This is a genomic window from Azospirillum formosense (assembly GCF_040500525.1).
Classification (GTDB): Bacteria; Pseudomonadota; Alphaproteobacteria; order Azospirillales; family Azospirillaceae; genus Azospirillum; species Azospirillum formosense_A.
Genome location: NZ_CP159402.1, coordinates 725,905 through 745,227, shown reverse-complemented (window position 1 = coordinate 745,227; position 19,323 = coordinate 725,905). Strand labels below are relative to the sequence as shown.

Sequence of the window (19,323 nt, the reverse complement as noted above, 5' to 3'; positions counted from 1 at the left end):
CTACCGGGTCGGCGGTAGAGCGTCCATGGCCGCCAGCACGCCCGCCACGTCCATGTCAACGAAGGAGGGACGGTGGTGGACGACCATGCGCGGTCCGTTGACGTGGATGGGAACCGAAGCGTCGCAAAAGAGGCCCAGGATCGGGCACCCGACGGCGGCGACCAGATGAGTGGGGCCGGTGTCGTTTCCGACGCTTACCCAGGCCCGGCGGGCCAAGCCGGCGATCTCCGGCACGCTGGTCCGGCCGGTCAGGTCCACGGCCTGCGGGCAGGAGGCGACGATGGCCCGTGCGATGTCCGCCTCGATGGCGGTGCCCAGCACGACCGGGGTAACGCCGCGCGCGGCCAGCGCCCGTGCCAGTTCGCCGTAGCGCTCGGCAGGCCAACGCTTGTCAGGCCGTCCGGGCGATGAGCCGGGGATCAGCAGCGCGTAAGGCTCCGAAAGGCCGAAGCCGCGGGTGTCGGCGTCCAGCCAGGACAGATCCGGCACCGTGTCCGGCGCGATGCCGAAGGGGGCGAGCTGACGGGTGTAGCGCTCGATCACCGGCACCTTGCGGCGGCCCGGATACTGGTCGCGGTGCGAGGCGCCCCAGGCCGTGCCCGACCATTCCGGCCAGGGGCCGGGGGCGAGCAGCCAGAAATAGCGGTCGGTGCGCGGCTGCGCCTGGAGGTCGTAGACCCGGTCGAAACGCCCGGCGCGCAGCAGCCGCCGGATGCGCAGATAGGCGCCGAGGGAGCGTCCGCGCGGGTCCTCCAGAACCTCGTCGAACAGGCCGCTGAGGCGGGCGAGCGGGGCCAGGGACGGCAGGGTCAGCAGCGAGAGATGGTCGGCGGCGTGATGACGCCGGATGGCGGCGAAGGCGGTCTGGGCCAGGAAGAAATCGCCGAAGGCCCCCAGCTTGATGATCAGGATGCGGCCGCGGTGGTTGCCGAACGTCCCCGTCATTCGCCCCCCGCCGGGGTGCGCGCGGCCAGCCGGAGCATCAGGCCGGCGGCCAGCATCCCGCCCATCCACCACGCCTGCCAGATTCCATAGGCCGTGCTCGCCATGGCGAGGCCGGAGGCGAACAAAGCCAGGGCGAAGGGTTGCAGGCGCCGTTCCATCCGCCCGGTGCCGAACAGGAGCAGCAGGGCCGCCGCCAGGGCCAGCGCCGCGCCGACCGCGCCAAGCTCCAGCCAGACCTGGAGGAAGGCGTTGTGGGGGTGCAGCGGCAGCAGGCTGTCGGTCAGCGTGCCGAACCGCGACACCGCCCCTTCCGGGTCCAGCGCGCGGGAGGCGTCGATCCCCTGCCCGAGGACCGGGGTTTCCAGCGCCCGGCCGGCGGCCATCCCCCAGATCTCAACCCTGTGCTGCGCCGACCGGAACAGCCAGTCCGCACCGTCCAGGTTCAGCACGCGGTCGAACAGCAGCACCAGCGGGAGCACGAAGGCGAAGGCGATGCCGAGGACGGCGGCGAGCGCCCCGCGGACGAGCCGCGGCGACCGGACGGCCAGCGCGAAGGCCACCCCGCCGATGGCGATCCCCAGCATGGCCGACCGGCTGGTCAAGAGCAGGCAGGCGACGGCGAAGACCGCGGGAAGCGCGATCGCCATCCCCCGCCGTCCGGCCCGGTCAAGCGCCATCGCCGCCGGCCAGACCAGCAGGCAGAGAAGCACCGCCGTCCGCTTCGGCACGTTGCTTTCGGCGATCTCCGCGTTGGCGGGCACATGGTTCCACCAGCGGTGCAGCGGGAAGTCCAGCGCCGCCTCCACCGTGAACAGAAGCACGCCGGCGAAGACGCCCAGAAGGAACAGGCTGGTCAGGCGGCGCGCCTCCACCGCCGGCAGGGAGGACAGCCATGCCCCGCCGGCCAGCGCCCCGAAACCGACATAGCCGATCTCCACCACCGTCAGGCCGGCGCGCGGCGACGGGCTCCACAGGATGGACAGGGCGGCCAGCGCCAGGAAGGCCAGGACGACCGCCGTGCCGGGCATCGCCCGCTGAAGACGCCCCAGGGCGCCGCGGCGGAGCAGACCGGCCAGCGACAGGACGGCGATCAGGATGACCCACACCGGCAGGCCGCGCGGCGCCATGGCGGCCAGCGGCCCGAGCAGAGCGATGAGCAGACCGGCCGTTCCCGCAAGAATCGCGTCGGGAATTCCCCGTGTGGAGTCGCGTTGTGACAAGGGGAAGGCCATGAGATCTCACGTCCGTGGGGCACGGCGCGGCTTAACAGATGCCCCGCGCGAAAGCAACGGGGACGGGGCGGGCGAAAATTCGGCCTCGCCCCCCTGCCCCACTGTGGACCCGGCTTCCCGGATGGACGGCCGTCAGGCGGTCCGCACCTTGTTGAGGAAGCCCTGCACCTCGGACCGCAGATGCTCGGCCTGCCGGGTCAAGGTGCGGCTGGCGTCCAGCACCGCGTCGGCGGCTCCGCCGGTCTTGGTGGCGGCGTTGGTCACCTCGGCGATGTGGTGCATCACCTCCTGCGTGCCCTCGGCGGCCTGGTTGACGTTCTGGGCGATCTCGCGGGTGGCGAGCCCCTGCTGCTCCATGGCGCGGGCGATCTCGGTCACCGTGCTGCTGATGGTGCCGACCGCGTCGGAGATGGTGCGGATGGCGCCCACCGCCCCGCCCGTCGCCGCCTGCATCTGTGCCACCTGGCTGGAGATCTCCTCGGTCGCCTTGGCGGTCTGGCCGGCCAGGTTCTTGACCTCCGTCGCCACGACGGCGAAGCCCTTGCCGGCCTCCCCGGCGCGCGCCGCCTCGATGGTGGCGTTCAGGGCCAGCAGGTTCGTCTGCTCGGCGATCTCACCGATCAGATCGACCACCTGACCGATGCGCTGCGCCGCCTCGGCCAGCCCTTCGACGATCCCGTTGGTCTCGGTCGCCTTGGCCGCGGCGCCGACCGCCACCTCGGAGCTGCTGTTGAGCTGGCGGGAAATCTCGGCGATGGAGGAGGACAGCTCCTCCGCCGCCGCGGCGACGGTCTGCACGTTGCTCGACGCCTGCTCCGACGCCGCGGCGACGGCGCTCGACTTGGCGGTGGTCAGAGCGGCGTCCGACGACATCTCCTGCGCGTCGCGGCCCAGGTTGCCGGCGGATTCGGTCAGCGACTGGACGACGCCCGACACCGCCTGCTCGAAGCCGTTGGCGAACTCGTTCATGGTGCGGCGGCGGTCGGCGTCGATCTGCCGGCGCATCTCCTCCCGTTCGCCCTCCATGCGCTGCATCTCCAGGGCGTTCTCCTTGAAGACGCCGAGCGCCTCGGCCATCGCGCGCAGCTCGTCCTTGCGGTTGCCGCCGGGGATATCCACCGTCAGGTCGCCCTCGGCCAGCCGCCCCATCGCCTTGGTCATGGCGTGCATCGGGTGGGTGATGGCGCGGTCGATGATCCAGGCCATCAGCACGCCGAGCACCAGCGCCACGGCGGCGCCGATGATGATGATCAGCTCCGCCCCGCTGCGGCCGTTCTCGCGGTCGTCGCGCTGGATGGAGACGAGACGGGCCACCTGCTCGCTGACGTCGCCGGCGGCCTTGGCCATGGTCCTGGAGGCGGCGCGCTGGCTCTCGCTGGTGCTGACGAGGGCGGCGAACTCCCGGTCGAAGGCCTGGGCGGCCTCGGTGATGGCGGCGATCAGGGCGCGGCCTTCCGAATCGACGAGCACGGCGCCGGCCTGGGTGGCGAGGGCCAGAGTCTCCTTGACCGCGCCATGCACCCGCCCGCGGGCCTCCTCGCCGTTCATGAGGACGAAGTCGCGCTGCCCCAGCATGGCGGACTGCGCGCCCTGGATCAGGCGCATGGCGATGCCGCGCAGCTGGACGGCCTCGTTCACCTCGCTCTGGGCGAAGTTCGCGGCCTCCTGGAGCGCGCTGGAGACCATCGCCTGGTTCTCCTGCATTTCATGGGCGAGGTTCTGGATCTCGAGGGCGTGGCGATCCAGCGCCTGGATGCGGCCGCTGGCCGGTTCGCCAGCCCCTTCGGCGCGGGCCTGGTCGAACACCATGCGGTAGGCGCCGGCGATGGTGACGATCCGCTGGGCCAGTTCCTCGTCGTTGGTGCCGAGGAGATCCTTCTCGATGGCCTCCGCGTTGGCCAGCAGCGCCGCGATGGCTTCCCCGGCGGCGGCCATCGTCGCCGGATTGCGGGTGTGCGCGAAGTCGGATTGCAGGCGCCGCGCCTCCAGCACCATCTCGATCAGCCGGTCGGCGCGATCGGAGGTGTCGCGGCTCTGCCGCACCGCGTGCTCCGCGTCCTTCAGGCTGACCATGTTCTGGTCGTAGCGGTCGGACTGCTGCTTGCCGATCTTCTCCGCGATCTCCCGCAGGGCCTGGGCGCGCGTCTCCATGCTCTGGGTGCGGGCGCGGGCCTCCTGGTCCTGGGCGACGAAGTTGGCGAAGGCGCTGCGGTAGCCGGCGATGCCGGCCAGGATCTCGTCCACCAGACGGACGCTGCCGGCGTCCTCCAGAGCGGACCGCGTGCCCTGCGCCTCGTCGCGCAGCCGGTCCAGCATGCCGGGCACATTGTCGGCGGCCTTGGAGTCGCGCTCGGTGACGAAGCGGGCTTCCTCGATCCGCACGGTTTTCAGCCGGGCGTCCAGTTCGGCGGTGTGAGCCGCCAGATCGACACGTCCGGCGTAGGTGCGCAGGCTGTTCCAACCAACGAACGCCACGCCAACCGTCATCAGAAGGACCGCTGCAAAACCGAGCGCAATCCGCGTTCCAATCGTCATGAAATCGGGCTCCCCCGGATCGTACGGCCTTGTTCGCCGGCCGTCGTCACGCCTTTGTCGCTAAGGGATACAGCAGAAAGGGTTAATTTCTGGTTTGATAAACGCGACTGGTAACACCGCTTCAGAACCGGTCCGGCATCCAGGGCGCCGGCCCCGAGAAAAACCGCGCCGCCAGAGCCACCGCGTCTTCCCCACCACGGAGAAGGCCAACCTGCCGGAGAACATAAGGGCCCTTATGCCCGCTGTAGAGGCTGGCGAGAGCGGTGATGGACAGCGACAGAGCCGCTTCGTCGGTCTTCCCACCCGCCTTTTCAGCGCCGTCCAGCGCCCTCGGCAACGGGCGCACGGAGGCCCTTCCCTCCGAAACACGCAACCGGAAGCTGCCGGAATTCTCCGGAATCAGCGCGTCCGCCACCTCGAGCGTCAATTCGCCCGCAACCCCAGGTGGGTATCCCCGGCTTTCCAAAGCACGCGGCAGATCCAGAATGCGCAACAACCATTCGTCGCACGCGTCGGCGCGCACCCCGCGCTCCGGCGCCATCAGAACCAAAGGGTCGTCGGGTCCGCCGCGCCACGTCACACGGTCGATCTGGGCCCGGTAGCCGGCCAGGAAGCTCTGCGCCAGACGCACCGCCCGCGGGCTGAGAAGGCAGAGATCCGCAACATTGAGTTTTCTGTCGGCCGGTGGCGCCACCGCGACGTATCCTTCCGGGCCGGCAGCGCCACCCAAAGTGTAAACGTCGGACGGAACGCCGTCCGGGCAGAGGGCGAAGCTCCACAGTCCCTCATTGCGCTCCACCGGGCCGTTGGCCGTGGCGAGCAGGCTGCGGCGTAGCGCCGCAAGCTGGCTGGCGTCGCTGGTGTCGGTGCGGCGAATCCAGCCGTCCGCCGGCGGCGGCCCGGCGGACAGCGCGGCCGGCGGCGCGCTCCAATCGAAGGACACGCCGCCCCGTCCGAAGCCCAGGCGGGTGTAGAGCGGCAAGGTCGCCGGGTAGAGCACCGACAGCGCGGCGCCCCCGGCCCGCGCCTCTTCCAGAAGGCCGCGCATCAGCGCGCTGCCGTAGCCGCGCCCACGCTCCCCCGGATCGACGGCGACCGCCGCCACGCCGCAGGACGGCACGGGGCGCCCACCGAACCATTGGTCCATCGGCCAGACGGCGGCGCAGGCGACAAGCTGACCGGCACGGCCCGCTTCAGGCCCGGCGCGCAGGCCGCGCATCACGCCAGACCCGAACAGCTCCACCGACCGGTCGAAATACTCCCGGGGAATGCCGAAACCCTGGCGGACCAGGGTCGCGGCGTCCGCCCGCTCCTCGGGCAGAAGGGGGCCGAAGCCCCCGGTCGCAGCGGTCACACCTTCGCTCCGTTCAGCGCGCGGGCCTGGTCGCGCAGCACGTACTTCTGGATCTTGCCGGTCGAGGTCTTCGGCAGGGCCGTGAAGACGACCGTGCGCGGGCACTTGAAGTGCGCCAGATGCTCGCGGCAATAGGCGATCACCTCCGCCTCGGTCAGCTGCTTGCCCTCCTTCACGGTGACGAAGGCGCAGGGCGTCTCGCCCCACTTCTCGTCCGGGCGGGCGACCACGGCGGCCTCGACGATGTCCGGATGCTTGTAGAGGACCGATTCGACCTCGATGGTCGAGATGTTCTCCCCGCCGGAGATGATGATGTCCTTGGAGCGGTCCTTCAGCTCGATGTAGCCGTCGGGATGCCAGACGCCGAGGTCGCCGGTGTGGAACCATCCGCCGGAGAAGGCCTCCTGCGTCGCCCGCGGGTTCTTCAGATAGCCCTTCATGACGGTGTTGCCGCGCATGAAGATCTCGCCCATCGTCACGCCGTCCTTGCGGGTCGGCTGGAGCGTGTTGGGGTCGGCGACCATCAGCCCTTCCAGGGTGGCGTAGTTCACGCCCTGCCGCGCCTTGAGCGCCGCGCGCTCCTCCAGCGGCAGGTCGTTCCAGTGCTCGTGCCAGGCGCAGATGGTGACCGGGCCGTAGACCTCGGTCAGGCCGTAGACGTGGGTGACGTCGAAGCCCATCCGCTCGATCTTCTCGATCACCGCGGCGGGCGGGGCGGCGCCCGCGGTCATCATCTTGACGCCGCGCGGGATCTCGCGCTTCTGGTCCTCCGGCGCGTTGACGATCAGCCCCATGATGATGGGCGCGCCGCACATGTGGGTGACGCCGAGGTCGGCCAGAGCGTCGTAGATGCCCTTGGCGGTGATGGTGCGGACGCAGACGTTGGTGCCGGCCATGGCGGTGACCGTCCAGGGGAAGCACCAGCCGTTGCAGTGGAACATCGGCAGCGTCCACAGATAGACCGGATGGTGCGGCATCGCCCAGGTCAGGACGTTGCCCATGGCGTTCAGATAGGCGCCGCGGTGGTGGTAGACGACGCCCTTGGGGTTGCCGGTGGTGCCGCTGGTGTAGTTGAGCGCGATGGCCTGCCACTCGTCGGACGGCATCGCCCACTCATAGGCCGGGTCGCCGGTCTCCAGGAACTGCTCGTAGGTCTGCTCGCCGATCAGCTCGCCGCCCTTGGCCTGGGGATCGTCGATGTCGATGACGATGGGGCGGCGCTTCGGCTCCAGCATGTGGACGGCCTTGGAGATCACGCCGGAGAACTCGCGGTCGGTCAGCAGGACCTTGGCCTCGCCATGCTCCAGGATGAAGGCCAGCGCCTCGGCGTCCAGGCGGATGTTCAGGGCGTTCAGGACCGCGCCGGCCATCGGGACGCCGAAATGCGCCTCGAAAGTTTCCGGCGTGTTGGGGGCCATCACCGCGACCGTGTCGCCCAGCCCGATGCCGCGCTTGGCGAGGGCCGAGGCGAGGCGCACGCAACGCTCGTAGGTTTCCGCCCAGGTGCGGCGGACCGGGCCGTGGATCACGGCGGTGCGCTGCGGGTAGACGGCGGCGGTGCGGCGCAGGAACGAGAGCGGCGACAGCGGCACCGTGTTGGCGGCGTTCTGGTCGAGGTCGGTCTCGTACGGGTTGTGCCGGGCGTCGGTCACGGGGGCCTCCCTGATGCGTCTCTGTTCAAGAACTCGTTGCGAAGAGTCTTGCCAGAGAATCCAGAGGCTTGGAAGAGGGGTGGCCCGGCGATGCGCGATCATGCCGCGCTGCGGCATCCTGACCGCTTGACCGGGTTTCGCCGTGCCGACTCAGCCCTTGCGGACCGTTTCGACCCGCCCGCCGGTGATGGCGACGAGCTGCGCCGGGGTCAGGCGGAAGACCGCGTTGGGCGTGCCGGCGGCGGCCCAGATGGCGTCGAGGGCCAGCAGGTCGGCGTCAATCAGGACAAGCGGCGGAACGGCGTGGCCGATGGGCGGAACCCCGCCGATGGCGAAGCCGGTGTTCTCCCGGACAAAGTCGGGATCGGCCCGCTCGATCTTCTCGCCGATCAGCCGGCCCACCGCCCTCTCGTCCACCCGGTTGGCCCCGCTGGCCACCACCAGCACCGGGCGCCCGCTGTCTTTCGCGCGAAAGATCAAGGACTTGGCGATCTGCGCCACGGCGCAGCCGATGGCGTTCGCGGCGTCCTCCGACGTGCGGGTGCTGCCCTCATGCTCCACCACGTTGTGGCCGTGGCCGAGACCGTCCAGCAAGGCCTGGACGCGTCGGGCGGAGGGGCTGAGGTCAGCCATGGCGTCTCACTTCGCCAGTTCGCGGGAGCGGTTCGCGGCGGCGACGACGGCGCGGTCGAACAGCGGCTGCATGCCGTCCCCGGCCATCAGGACGTCGAGCGCCGCCTGGGTGGTGCCGTTGGGGCTGGTCACCGCCTTGCGCAGGTCGGCGGCGGCGGTCGGGGACCGGTGGAGCAGTTCGCCCGCCCCCGCAACGGTGGCCCGCGCCAGACGCATGGCAAGCTCGGCGGGCAGACCGGCGGCCTCGCCGGCCTTCGCCATGGCCTCGACCATCAGGAAGACGTAGGCGGGGCCGCTGCCCGAAACGGCGGTCACCGGGTCGAGAAGCGACTCGTCCTCGACCCAGGCCACGTCGCCGACCGCGCGCAGCAGCGAGTCGCACAGCGTCTTCTGCGCCCCGGTCACCACCGGGTTGCCGACGGCGACGGTCATGCCGCGGCCGATGGCGGCGGGCGTGTTGGGCATGGAGCGGACGATGGCCGCCCCTTCCCCCAGCGCCGATTCGAAGGAGGCGATGGTCTTTCCGGCGGCGACCGAAAGAAACACCGTGCCGGGGCGGACCAGAGCCCGGTAGGCGGGAAGCACCGAGTCCATCACCTGCGGCTTCACCGCAAGGACCACCACGTCGGGCGTGAAGCCGACGGGCAGAGCGTTCGGACCGTCCGCCAGGACGACGGCGGGGTTGCCGCGCAGCGGCTCCGGCAGGCCCGACGGTTCGACCACGGCGACGCTGGAGGCGATTCCGGCCGTCAGCCAGCCGTCGAGCATCGCGCCGCCCATCTTGCCGCAGCCGGCCAGAAGCAAAGTGCAGCCCTGCGTCCCACCATTCGCCATGACGGTCAGGCCTCCCCGGCGGTGTCGAGGATGGCGGCGGACACCGCCTCGGACGCCGACTTGCCTCCCCAGATCACGAACTGGAAGGCGGGGTAGAACCGCTCGCACTCCGACAGGGCGATCTCGACGAGGTCCTCAAGCTGCTCCACCGTCGCGCCGCGCGAGCCGCGCAGCAGCATGGTCTGGCGGAACATCGGCGTGTGCTCCTCGGAGCAGACGTCGAAATGGCCGAGCCACATGCGCGCGTTCACCTCCGCCAGCAGGTCGTTGACCGAGGACCGGCGCGCCGCCGGGACTTTCATGTCGAACTGGCAGGAGAACTGCATCGCGCTGACGTCGGACTGCCAGACGAAATAAAGCCGGTAATCGCACCAGCGCCCGCCGATCTCGACGATCAGCTCGTCCTCGCCGGCCCGCTCGAAGGGCCATTCGTTGGCGGTGACGATCTCCTCGACGATGTCCAGGGGATTGTGCGCGGATGAGGGGGTGTCGACGGCAACAGCCGACATGTCGGCGTCCTCCTGTGAAGGCGCGGTGGACGGAACCGCCCCGGGGCCGGTCCGCCTTCGTGCAGGAAGGAGAAGCCCCGAGATGTTGTGGCTGGCAGACGGATGAATACCACCCAGGGCACCGTGCCAAAAGGGTCTGGCCGGCGCAACTGGTTTTCGGCACTGCATCCGTGAAGGATTGGAGGCGTCGCGGGGGCCGGATCAGACCGGCCCGCGGCCCCCTCCGGCAATGGGACCGACGGCGGGGGCGGAGGCGCCCGTCGCCGGCTTCGGCTCGTGTTCGGCCTTGAGCGTCGCGACCGTGGCCTCCAGAGCGGCGAGCCGCTCGGCCATGGCCTCCTGCTCCTCGCGGGCCTTGGCGGCCATGGCGCGGACGGCCTCGTGCTCCTCGCGGCTCACCACGTCCATCCGCGACAGAACGCGCTCGAACTGCTGGCGCATCTGCGCTTCAGCTTCCTCGCGCAGGGACGACAGCGCGCCGAGCGCGCCGCCCGCGACGCGGGCCAGATCGTCCAGAATCTTATTGTCCACCTGCATCGACTCAAAATCCGCTTCTTGTCTGCCGCATTATGGGACCCGCCCCACGGAACTTCAACGGGCTTGGACGCGAAGCGTCACGGGGCCTGGACGCGAAGCGTCACGAGACCTGGACGCGAAGCGCCGCGGAGAGTGGACGCGATGCATCCTGGGCATCCCCGCTCTCAACGCCGCAGCCCGTCGATCAGCCCCTTCAACAGCGCGTCCGGCTTCGGCGCGTTGCCGCCGGGAATCGGCAGATCCTTCGGCACCACCTTGTTCAAGAGCCCCTCGGCGGCGCGCCGGGCGAAATACTCCTGCACCTCCTGCATCTCGAAGGAGCGGGTCGGCTTGTCGAGCGCGCCGGTCATGCGGACGGTCAGCGGCGGCAAGGACTGGTCGGAGCGCACGGTCAGGCGGACCCGCATGTCGATGGTCTGCGCCGGCAGGCTGACCTGACCCACCGCCACCGCCTCGCCCAGGTCGGAGGTCAGGCGCGTGTCCTCGGTGCGTGCCACGCCCTTGTCGATGGCGAAGCTGCCGTCCAGCCGGGCGAAGCGCGTCTCACCGCCCTGGAGTCCGCCCATCACCGCGCCCAGCAGCTCCTGCGGGCGCTCCAGCTTGGTCAGCCGGTCGCGCAGGGCGCCGAGGTCGAAGCCGCGCAGAAGCCCGTCGCGGGCGCTGATCCGGCCCTGGCCGGCCAGCGCCATGAGCATGGCGTCGCCGCCGGCGCCGCTGGTCGTCAGGTTGGCCTCGGCGTCCAGCACGCCCCCGGCGATCTCCAGAGCGCCGCCGCCCAGACCGCCGCCCACGGCCTCGGCCAGCTTGGCCTTGGACAGGGTGATGGTGGCCTCGGCGGTCGGCGTCTGGTTGCCCGGCGCGGCGAGCCGCCCGGTAACGCCGAGCTGGCCGCCCATCAGGGTGCCGTCGAAGCGCTCCACCGTCAGCACGCCGTTGGTCACGGTGGCGCGCAGGGCCGGATTCTCGATCCGCGTGCCGCCCTTGACGAGAGCCGAGGAGGTCAGCGTGAAGCGCCCGTCGAAACGGCGCAGCCCGCTGAAATCGCCCGTCGCGGCGTCGGAAGCCCCCGGCGACGGCTGAGTCGTCGAAGAAGAGCCGGCCGTCGAAGAAGAGCCGGCTGCCGGAGACGCGGCGCCCGCGGGGCGGGAGGCCGCGGCGGGGAGCGCCGCCAGACGGTCCAGCTCCAGGTCGCCGGTCTGCAGGTCGGCCTCCACCCGCGGCTTGCTGCCGTTCAGGTCGGCGCCGGCCTTGCCCTTGACGGTGACTCCGGCCACCGTCCCCTGGATGTTGCCCAGGGTGAAGGCCTTCCGCGTCCCCGCCAGTTCCGTGTAGAGGTCCATGGGGCCGTAGGAGCCCGGCATCGGGCCGCCGGCGGGCAGATTATCGGCGAACAGGCTCGCCAACCGGGCCAGCTCCGGATGCTTGACGCGGAGCTTGAGATCGGCGCTGGGGTCCTTTTCGACGTTCGACAGCGTGCCGCCCGCCTCCAGCGAACCTTCGACCGCCTCGACGCCCAGCTCGACCGCGAGACGGCCGGCGTCGCCCGACAGGCGGGCCTGCGCCTTCACCGCGCCCAGCCTCTCCGGCGCGGGGGCGCCCTCGGGCCAGGGAACGGCGCGGGCCACCCCTGCCAGGCTGGGAGCCTCGGCGTTCAGCGTCAGATGGGCGCCGCGCAGCGGTTCCAGCCCGGCGATCTGCCCATCCAGGCGGAGCTTCACCCCGGCGGCGTCCTGGACCGTCGCCTCCTTGATCGACAGGGCGCCTCCCGCGGCGGTGGCGTCGAGCCGCAGCCCCTGCACCGGCGTGTTGCGCACGGTCAACTGACCGACCGACAATTCCAGGTTCGCGTCCACGCCGGCCAGCAGCCGGGCCGGGGTCGCCGCGGGGTTCGTCGCCGGGTTCGCGGTCGCATTCCCGTTGCGCGCTGGGGCGGGGGCGGCCGCCCCGTTCGCGGCGCTCGCGGCCTGGGTCCCGGTGTCGCCGCCCGGCGGCGGCAAATAGGCATCGAGATTCAGCCGGTCGAGGTCGAGCCGCGCGCCGAAGGCGGGCCGGCCGCGGTCCACATAGGCGACGGCACCGGTCAGACGGCTGGCGTCCACCCGCAGGTCGAGCCCGTTCACGTCCAGCCGCCCCGGCCGTCCCTGCAGCTGCGCGGCGATCGAGGCCCGGCGCAGGCGGTCCGCCGGCACGGCGCGGACGTCCACCCGCAGCCATTCCAGCAGGGCGCGCAGATTGTCGGCGTTCGCCTCCATCCGCAGGTTGAGGTTCGGCTGGCCGTTGGCCGCCGCCAGCTCGCCCGCCGCCACGATGTCGGACCCGCCGGGCAGCAGCGCGCTCACACGGTCGATGTTCAGCGTGCCGCCGGTCAGGCTGGCCTCCACCCGCCCCTGGCGCATCACGCCGCCGTTGTAGGTGATGCCGTCCACCGCGAGGTCGAGCTTGGCGTCCAGCGCGTCCGGCAGGGCGAACCCGCCCGGCTGCCCCCCGCCGGCCGAGGGAGCGCCGCCGGAAGGGGCGCCAGCCGTGGGAGCGCCGCCGGACGGGGCGCCGGGCACCGCGCCCTTGCCCCCGTTGCCGTTGCGGCCGGCCGGCGGGGTGCCGGTCTCCGCCCCGCCGCTCGACCGGGCACGCTCCAGCCAGGCGTCGAGGTCGAGCCGGTTCAGGGCCAGGGTCAGCTCCGCCCGCGCCGGCGTTCCGCTGCGCAGGGTCGCCGTGCCGGTGGCGCGCGTGTCGCCGAGCTGCGCCTCCAGATTGGTGAAGGTCGCCGTGGTCGGCGACGCCTCGACCGCCGTGCGGATGCCGAAGGACTGGGCGAGAAGCGCGTTCGTCTTCTTGTCCTCGCCGCCCGCCGCGCCGTTGCGGACCAGGGCCAGGGCGCGGGACAGGTCGCTGCCCTCGGCGCGCAGGTCGCCCTGGGCGCGCGACCCGCCGTTGCCCGGTGGGTTGGTCACGATCCCGGCGAAGCGCAGCGTGGCGTCGGTGTCGGCCATCGACAGAGCCGCCCGGACCTGGACGGCGGCGCCGTCGATCAGGCGGCTGACGAACATCTCCCCGCGCAGCGGCACGCCGCGCGCCCGGAAGCTGCCCTGCCCCTGGAACGGCCCGGTGAAGCTGCCGGCGACGATGCGCGCGTCGATCTGGTCGATCACCTCCGACTGGCCGGTGCGGGCGTCGCGGTACTGGATGGTGCCGTTCTGCACCGTCACCTGATCGAAGCTGACCGCCGAGGCCAGCCCGTCGCCGGACCCGCTCCGCCCGCCGTCGGCCGGGCGTCCGGCGCCGGAGAGGTCCCAGTTGAAGCGCCCGTCGGGCAGCGTTTCGAACAGGAAGGTGGGATCGATCAGGCGGATGCTCTGCACCTGGATGTGGCCGCTGAGCAGCGGGCCGAGCGCCACGCGGACGTCCAGTTCCTTCAGGCGGGCCATGTCCTGCTCCGACCCGCCGGGCGCGTTGGCCAGACGGGCGTCGCGCACCGTCAGCGCCGGAGCCGGCAGCAGCGACAGGCCGATGTCGCCCCTCAACTCCACCTCGCGCCCCGTGGCGGCGGACACCCGCTCCGCGATCTGGGCTTTGTAGGCGTTCCAATCGACCACGCTGGGCACGATCAGCACCGCGGCCACCAGCAGACCGACGAGTATCAGAGCTGCGATCAGGAATCTCTTCACCGGTTGACGCGCCTTCCCCACCGTTCGGCTGTTGAATCGCCGTGTTGCCGCCACAAGCCGCGAGAACCGCTGGCGCCCGCTCCGGTCTTCCGGGTGGCACGGGGTTCCGCTAAACTATCGTCACGAAAGAAAACAAGCAATTTGGGCATTCCAACGGCCGCGTTGAGCGAAGGATGAAATGCCCCGCCCTGCGGAGATCTCCCCCATGGCCGATGTCGTCAACCTGAACCGCTTCCGGAAGATGCGCCAGAAGGAAGAGCGTGAAAAAAACGCCGAGGCGAACCGCATCCGCTTCGGCCGCACCAAGACCGAAAAGCTGCGCGACCGCCAGGAGGCCGAGCGCCGCGCGGCCGAATTGGACGGCAAGAAGGTTGAGGGCGAGCGGGACGAGTGACGGCCGAGCCCGTGCTTTGGTATCGCTTTTGTGACAATTCGGTACTCTAACAATTCGTCCATAAGACAATCTGGATCGCTGCGGACCGCTTTGCTACAGTTCCCCTCACGAGAGGCGCAATGGGCAAAGGGGAGGACCATCATCATGGTCGACATGTCGTCTCACCGCGGTGTGTCCCAATTCCATCGGCCGATCCGGCGCAAGGAACCGTCCGAGTTCCACAAGCCGGCCCCTTATCTTCCGCGAATCCGCAGCGTCGACGTCGACCGCCCCTGGATGTGGCTGAGCGCCGGCTGGCGCGACATGTGCGCCAGCCCGACGATCAGCGCCGCCTACGGCCTGCTGGCGGTGCTGTCCAGCCTCGCCCTGGTGGCGGTGCTGTCGATGCAGGACATGCAGTATCTCGTCCTGCCGATGGCGGCGGGCTTCATGCTGCTGGGGCCGGTGTTCGCCGTCGGCCTCTACGAGACCAGCCGTCTGCTGGAGCGGGGGGAGACGCCGACGCTGATGAAGGTCGCCGGGGCCTACCGCCGCAACGGCGTGCAGATCGCCGGGATCGGGCTGGCGCTGATGCTGGCCATGCTGGCCTGGATCCGCATCGCCTTCCTGCTGTTCGCGCTGTTCTTCGCGACCGAGCCGCCGGCCTTCGACCAGCTCGTCGACCGCATCTTCTTCTCGGCGCAGACGATCCCGTTCCTGCTGACCGGCACCCTTGTCGGCGGAGTCATCGCCACGGCGGTCTTCGCCATCAGCGTGGTGTCGATCCCGATGCTGCTCGACCGCGAGACCGACAGTTTCACCGCCATGGCGACCAGCGTCGCCGTGCTGCGCGAGAATCTGCGGACGATGGCCGGCTGGGCCTTCCTGATCGTGCTGTTCACCGCGGCGGGGATGGTCACCGGCTTCCTGGGATTGGCGCTGGCCCTGCCGCTGATCGGCCACGCCTCCTGGCACTGCTACCGCGATCTGGTCGGCGCGGACTGAGGCTTCGCGGCCGGACGCCCCTCTTCCCATCCGGGAGAGGGGCGTTTTCCGTTCTCAGGACGGCTTCCGGAAGAAGGCTTCGGCGGCGTTCTTCTGCGCCTCCTTGGCGGCGATGGCGGCGCGGGCGCGGGCGATCTCCGCCTCCAGCCCGGCGATGTAGTCCTTCAACTCCGCCACGCCCAGCGCGGTCAGGTCCTTCAGCGCCGGCTTGGCCTTGCGCGGCTCCAGATCGTCGATGTCCATAGGGCTTCTCCTCCCGCTTCCGCGCATCCCTGCCCCGCGCCGTCCGCTTCCCGCCCGTCGGAAAGGCCGGCGGGGCGTGCTTGTCAGCGCCGGTGCGGAATTCTAACTTTGGACGCCTGCGGACACAAACGGCCCGGCCGCCCGGAGCGGCGACGGCCGGATTGGCAGACGCCGCGTCAACGAGGAATGGGGGAGACACCATGGGCATCGCCCTGCCGGACAGCATGACCTGCGTGGAGATTTCGCAACCCGGCGGCCCGGAGGTCCTGCGCACCGCGCAGCGCCCCGCCCCGGTGCCCGGCCCCGGCGAGGTTCTGGTGGCGGTAGAGGCGGCGGGCGTCAACCGTCCGGACATGCTGCAGCGCCAGGGCCGCTACGACCCGCCGCCGGGCGCCTCCGACCTGCCCGGCCTGGAGATCGCCGGGCGCGTCGTCGCCCTGGGCGAGGGCGTGACGGAGTGGGCCGCCGACGACGCGGTCTGCGCCCTGATCTCCGGCGGCGGCTACGCCCAGTATTGCGTGGTCCCGGCGCCCCAGCTCCTGCCCGTGCCGAAGGGCTACGGCATGGTCGAGGCCGCCGCGGTGCCGGAGACCTTCTTCACCGTCTGGACCAACGTGTTCGAGCGCGGCGCGCTGAAGCCCGGCGAGACGCTGCTGGTCCATGGCGGCTCCAGCGGCATCGGCACCACGGCCATCCAGCTCGCCAAGGCCTTCGGCTCACGGGTCTTCACCACCGCCGGCAGCGCCGAGAAGTGCCGCGCCTGCGAGGAGCTGGGCGCCGACCGCGCCATCGACTACAAGACCGAGGATTTCGCCGCGGTCATCCAGAAGGAGACCGGCGGGCGCGGCGTCGACGTGGTGCTGGACATGGTCGGCGGCGACTACATCGCCCGCGACATCGGAATCATGGCCCCGGACGGGCGGCACGTCTCCATCGCCTTCCTGCAGGGGCCGAAGGTCTCCATCAACATGTTCCCGGTGATGACCAAGCGGCTGACCCTCACCGGCTCCACCCTGCGCGCCCGCTCGGTCGAGGAGAAGGGCCGCATCGCCGCCGCTCTGCGCGCGAAGGTCTGGCCGCTTCTGGAAGGCGGCACCGTCAAGCCGGTGATCCACAAGGTGTTCACGCTGGAGCAGGCGGCCGAGGCGCACGCCCTGATGGAATCCAGCGCGCACATCGGCAAGATCGTCATGACGGTCGGCCGCTGATCGTCAACGCCGCTGCGAACCGTTGGATTGCGAAGGGAATTCCCCGGCAGCACAGCCTGGAATTCCCTTTCAAGCATTTTTTTCGCTTCATTCCTGCTCCCGGACAGCCGGGTGGGCTTGCTAAAGCGCGCCAAGACGGTTAGCAGAAGGATCGGCGTCCGGGTTTTCCCGGCCGCCTGCCCGAGCACGCTTACATCGACCGGTTCCGGCCCTATATGGAGGGCGAAGCTCGGGACCATCCGGTAAAGTATGGCCGATCGCGCCACCCGCCAGCGGGTGCGGTCGGGTTGGAGTTGTCAGGAGGGACGATGGCACTGCCCTTGATGCCGAAAGCGACGGCCGTCTGGCTGGTCGAGAACACATCCTTGACCTTCGAGCAGATCGCCGCCTTCTGCGGCCTGCATTCTCTGGAGGTCCAGGCCATCGCCGATGGCGAGGTGGCGGTCGGCATGGTCGGGCTGGACCCGGTGGCCAACGGTCAGTTGACCAAGGGCGAGATCGAACGCTGCGAGCGCAACCAGGATCTGCGCCTGAAGCTGCTGGTCCCCGACCTGCCGCTGCCGGCGGCCCGGTCCAAGGGGCCGCGCTACACCCCGATCACCAAGCGCGGCGACAAGCCGGACGCCATCGCCTGGCTGCTGAAGCACCATCCGGAGCTGTCGGACGCCCAGCTTTGCCGCCTGATCGGCACGACCAAGCCGACCATCGCGGCGGTGCGCGACCGCACGCACTGGAACGCCCCGAACATCAAGCCGCGCAACCCCGTTCTGCTCGGCCTGTGCACCCAGCGCGAGCTGGAGGAGGCCCTGGCCCTGGCCGTGCGCCGCGGCGGCGTCCCGCTGTCGCAGGAGGAACGCGAGGCCCAGGACGGCGAGGACGGCTACGGCGACGAGTCGCCCTATTCGGAACAGGAAGAGGCGCGCTGACGCCGCTGTCCCGGCCCCTCTCCCCCGGCGGGAGGGGGGCTTTTCGCTTGTGCGCCCCCGGGGATGGCCGTCCCTCCATCCCCGGCGTCCGGGCCGCGAAGACCGCGCTCTGGACGACACCCCGCCCGCGCGCTACTTCTTCGCCATGACTGCACCCTCCCGTCTTGTCGTCGGCATCAGCGGAGCCTCGGGCGTGATCCTGGGCATCCGGCTGCTGTCCGTGCTGCGCCGGATCGGCGTCGAATCGCACCTCGTGGTCAGCCGCTCCGCCGAGGTCACCCTGGCCCATGAGACGGACATGAAGGTGGCGGAGCTGCGCGCTCTCGCCGACGTGTCCTACGCCGCCGCCGACATCGGCGCGGCCATCGCCAGCGGCAGCTTCCGCGCCATGGGCATGATCGTCGCCCCCTGCTCCGTCCGCACGATGAGCGAGATCGCCACGGGCGTGACCTCCACCCTGCTGACCCGCGCCGCCGATGTCACGCTGAAGGAGCGCCGTCCGCTGGTGCTGATGGTGCGCGAGACGCCGCTGCATCTCGGGCACCTGCGCACGATGACCCAGCTGGCCGAGATGGGCGCGGTGATCGCCCCGCCGGTCCCCGCCTTCTACAGCCGCCCGCAGACCATCGACGATCTGGTCGACCACGCCGTGGGGCGCGCGCTCGACCTGTTCGGGCTGGACGCGGGCATCGTCCGCCGCTGGGGCGAGCCGGCGCCTGCGGAGGTTCTGGAAACATGACCCGGCCTGGGCTATACCGCATCCGCTAAATCCCGACCGATGAGGGGTATCAGAACGATGCCACACACCCGCGACCAGGACGTTCCGATTCGTCAGCTTCTCGCCGGGATGAAAGGCTTCCGAGCGCGCTACTACGAGCGCCGGCCCGACAGCATGCGCCAGCTCGTCGAGCAGGGGCAGAAGCCGAAGATCCTGATGATCGGCTGCTCCGACAGCCGCGTCGATCCGGCGCTGCTGACCGAGGCCGAGCCGGGCGAGATGTTCGTCGTCCGCAACGTCGCCAACCTCGTCCCGCCCTACCAGCCGGACGGCAGCTACCACGGCACCTCGGCGGCCATCGAGTACGCCGTGCGGGTGCTTCAGGTCAGCCATGTCATCGTGCTGGGCCACGCCCTGTGCGGCGGCATCCAGGGGCTGATCCGCCTGCGCAAGGGCGAGCCGGACCAGAACGACTTCGTGTCGCCCTGGGTGTCCATCGCCAGCGCGGCGCTCGATCCCTACATCCCGCCCGCCAGCGGGGACACCGACGACGAGCGGCGCAAGGCCGAGTTCGAGCGTCTCCAGCAGAAGCCCGACGTGATCGAGCGCGCCGCCGTCCGCACCTCGGTCGACAATCTGATGACCTTCCCCTTCGTCCGCGAGCGGGTGGAGGCCGGGACGCTGGAGCTGCACGGCTGGTGGTTCGACCTGGACAGCGGCGACCTGTGGGCCATCAATTCCCAGACCAAGATGTTTGAACCGGTCGATTGAGACCGGTCGGCTGAGGGCCGGGTGGGCGAAAGCTGCCCAGCGGACGGTGAGGAGCCGCATCCGCCGGGAAATTTCTGCCCATCCCTTCGCCCTGCGGCCTGGGCAAGTCCCTACCCCGCCCTTTGGCACGATGGTTGCAGACTCCTAGTTCGGCGCGTTCCGGCGGACGCGCACGGACGGGAA

At 70.5% G+C, this 19,323-nt stretch carries 17 protein-coding genes; 6 read left to right on the top strand and 11 right to left on the bottom strand.

What is annotated here, in order from left to right:
• The 10 genes from ABVN73_RS03505 to ABVN73_RS03460 form a co-directional block, all read right to left on the bottom strand.
• Positions 1 to 945 (bottom strand): glycosyltransferase family 9 protein, encoded by a 945-nt coding sequence (locus ABVN73_RS03505; RefSeq protein ID WP_353858949.1) that lies wholly within the window; start codon positions 943 to 945, stop codon positions 1 to 3.
• Positions 942 to 2,165 carry an O-antigen ligase family protein gene (locus ABVN73_RS03500; RefSeq protein WP_353858948.1) on the bottom strand — a complete coding sequence of 408 codons (1,224 nt, stop codon included), beginning with the start codon at positions 2,163 to 2,165 and terminating at the stop codon, positions 942 to 944. The genes ABVN73_RS03505 and ABVN73_RS03500 overlap by 4 nt, the downstream gene beginning before the upstream one ends.
• Before the next feature lie 144 nt (positions 2,166 to 2,309).
• Positions 2,310 to 4,652, bottom strand: a complete 2,343-nt coding sequence (locus tag ABVN73_RS03495) for a methyl-accepting chemotaxis protein (protein ID WP_353858947.1) — start codon at positions 4,650 to 4,652, stop codon at positions 2,310 to 2,312.
• Positions 4,653 to 4,833: 181 nt separating this feature from the next.
• Complete coding sequence (locus tag ABVN73_RS03490) at positions 4,834 to 6,066, bottom strand: GNAT family N-acetyltransferase (RefSeq protein WP_353858946.1); 1,233 nt, start codon at positions 6,064 to 6,066, stop codon at positions 4,834 to 4,836.
• Positions 6,063 to 7,718, bottom strand: a complete 1,656-nt coding sequence (locus ABVN73_RS03485) for an acyl-CoA synthetase (RefSeq protein ID WP_353858945.1) — start codon at positions 7,716 to 7,718, stop codon at positions 6,063 to 6,065. The genes ABVN73_RS03490 and ABVN73_RS03485 overlap by 4 nt, the downstream gene beginning before the upstream one ends.
• Before the next feature lie 150 nt (positions 7,719 to 7,868).
• Positions 7,869 to 8,351: a YbaK/EbsC family protein gene (locus ABVN73_RS03480; RefSeq protein WP_353858944.1), complete on the bottom strand. Its 483-nt coding sequence runs from the start codon at positions 8,349 to 8,351 to the stop codon at positions 7,869 to 7,871.
• A gap of 6 nt (positions 8,352 to 8,357) precedes the next feature.
• The gene (gene proC, locus ABVN73_RS03475) at positions 8,358 to 9,185 is read right to left on the bottom strand and encodes a pyrroline-5-carboxylate reductase (RefSeq protein WP_353858943.1); all 828 of its coding nucleotides are present in this window, start codon (positions 9,183 to 9,185) and stop codon (positions 8,358 to 8,360) included.
• A gap of 5 nt (positions 9,186 to 9,190) precedes the next feature.
• On the bottom strand, positions 9,191 to 9,694 hold the full coding sequence (locus ABVN73_RS03470; protein ID WP_109068036.1) for a YbjN domain-containing protein: 504 nt from the start codon (positions 9,692 to 9,694) through the stop codon (positions 9,191 to 9,193).
• Positions 9,695 to 9,895: 201 nt separating this feature from the next.
• Positions 9,896 to 10,231: an accessory factor UbiK family protein gene (locus ABVN73_RS03465; protein ID WP_353858942.1), complete on the bottom strand. Its 336-nt coding sequence runs from the start codon at positions 10,229 to 10,231 to the stop codon at positions 9,896 to 9,898.
• Between the two features lie 164 nt (positions 10,232 to 10,395).
• Positions 10,396 to 13,896 carry an AsmA family protein gene (locus ABVN73_RS03460; RefSeq protein WP_353858941.1) on the bottom strand — a complete coding sequence of 1,167 codons (3,501 nt, stop codon included), beginning with the start codon at positions 13,894 to 13,896 and terminating at the stop codon, positions 10,396 to 10,398.
• A 178-nt stretch (positions 13,897 to 14,074) separates the two neighbouring features.
• Between ABVN73_RS03460 and ABVN73_RS03455 the strand changes: the two genes are divergently transcribed.
• A complete protein-coding gene (locus ABVN73_RS03455; RefSeq protein WP_353858940.1) occupies positions 14,075 to 14,290 on the top strand; it encodes a DUF4169 family protein in 216 nt (71 codons plus the stop codon).
• Positions 14,291 to 14,434: 144 nt separating this feature from the next.
• A complete protein-coding gene (locus tag ABVN73_RS03450) occupies positions 14,435 to 15,274 on the top strand; it encodes a DUF2189 domain-containing protein (RefSeq protein ID WP_353858939.1) in 840 nt (279 codons plus the stop codon).
• Between the two features lie 54 nt (positions 15,275 to 15,328).
• On the opposite strand, the gene ABVN73_RS03445 is transcribed toward ABVN73_RS03450, so the two are convergent.
• Positions 15,329 to 15,517 (bottom strand): DUF1192 family protein, encoded by a 189-nt coding sequence (locus tag ABVN73_RS03445; protein ID WP_353858938.1) that lies wholly within the window; start codon positions 15,515 to 15,517, stop codon positions 15,329 to 15,331.
• 200 nt (positions 15,518 to 15,717) lie between these two features.
• On the opposite strand from ABVN73_RS03445, the gene ABVN73_RS03440 reads away from it, so the two are divergent.
• From ABVN73_RS03440 to ABVN73_RS03425, 4 genes are all read left to right on the top strand, one after another.
• Entirely contained in the window at positions 15,718 to 16,725 is a 1,008-nt protein-coding gene (locus tag ABVN73_RS03440) for an NAD(P)H-quinone oxidoreductase (RefSeq protein WP_353858937.1), read from the top strand.
• Positions 16,726 to 17,033: 308 nt separating this feature from the next.
• The gene (locus ABVN73_RS03435; RefSeq protein WP_014239918.1) at positions 17,034 to 17,651 is read left to right on the top strand and encodes a DUF1013 domain-containing protein; all 618 of its coding nucleotides are present in this window, start codon (positions 17,034 to 17,036) and stop codon (positions 17,649 to 17,651) included.
• A gap of 145 nt (positions 17,652 to 17,796) precedes the next feature.
• Positions 17,797 to 18,390 carry a UbiX family flavin prenyltransferase gene (locus ABVN73_RS03430; protein ID WP_041810970.1) on the top strand — a complete coding sequence of 198 codons (594 nt, stop codon included), beginning with the start codon at positions 17,797 to 17,799 and terminating at the stop codon, positions 18,388 to 18,390.
• A gap of 57 nt (positions 18,391 to 18,447) precedes the next feature.
• Positions 18,448 to 19,140 (top strand): carbonic anhydrase, encoded by a 693-nt coding sequence (locus tag ABVN73_RS03425; RefSeq protein ID WP_353858936.1) that lies wholly within the window; start codon positions 18,448 to 18,450, stop codon positions 19,138 to 19,140.
• Positions 19,141 to 19,323 lie beyond the last annotated feature (183 nt).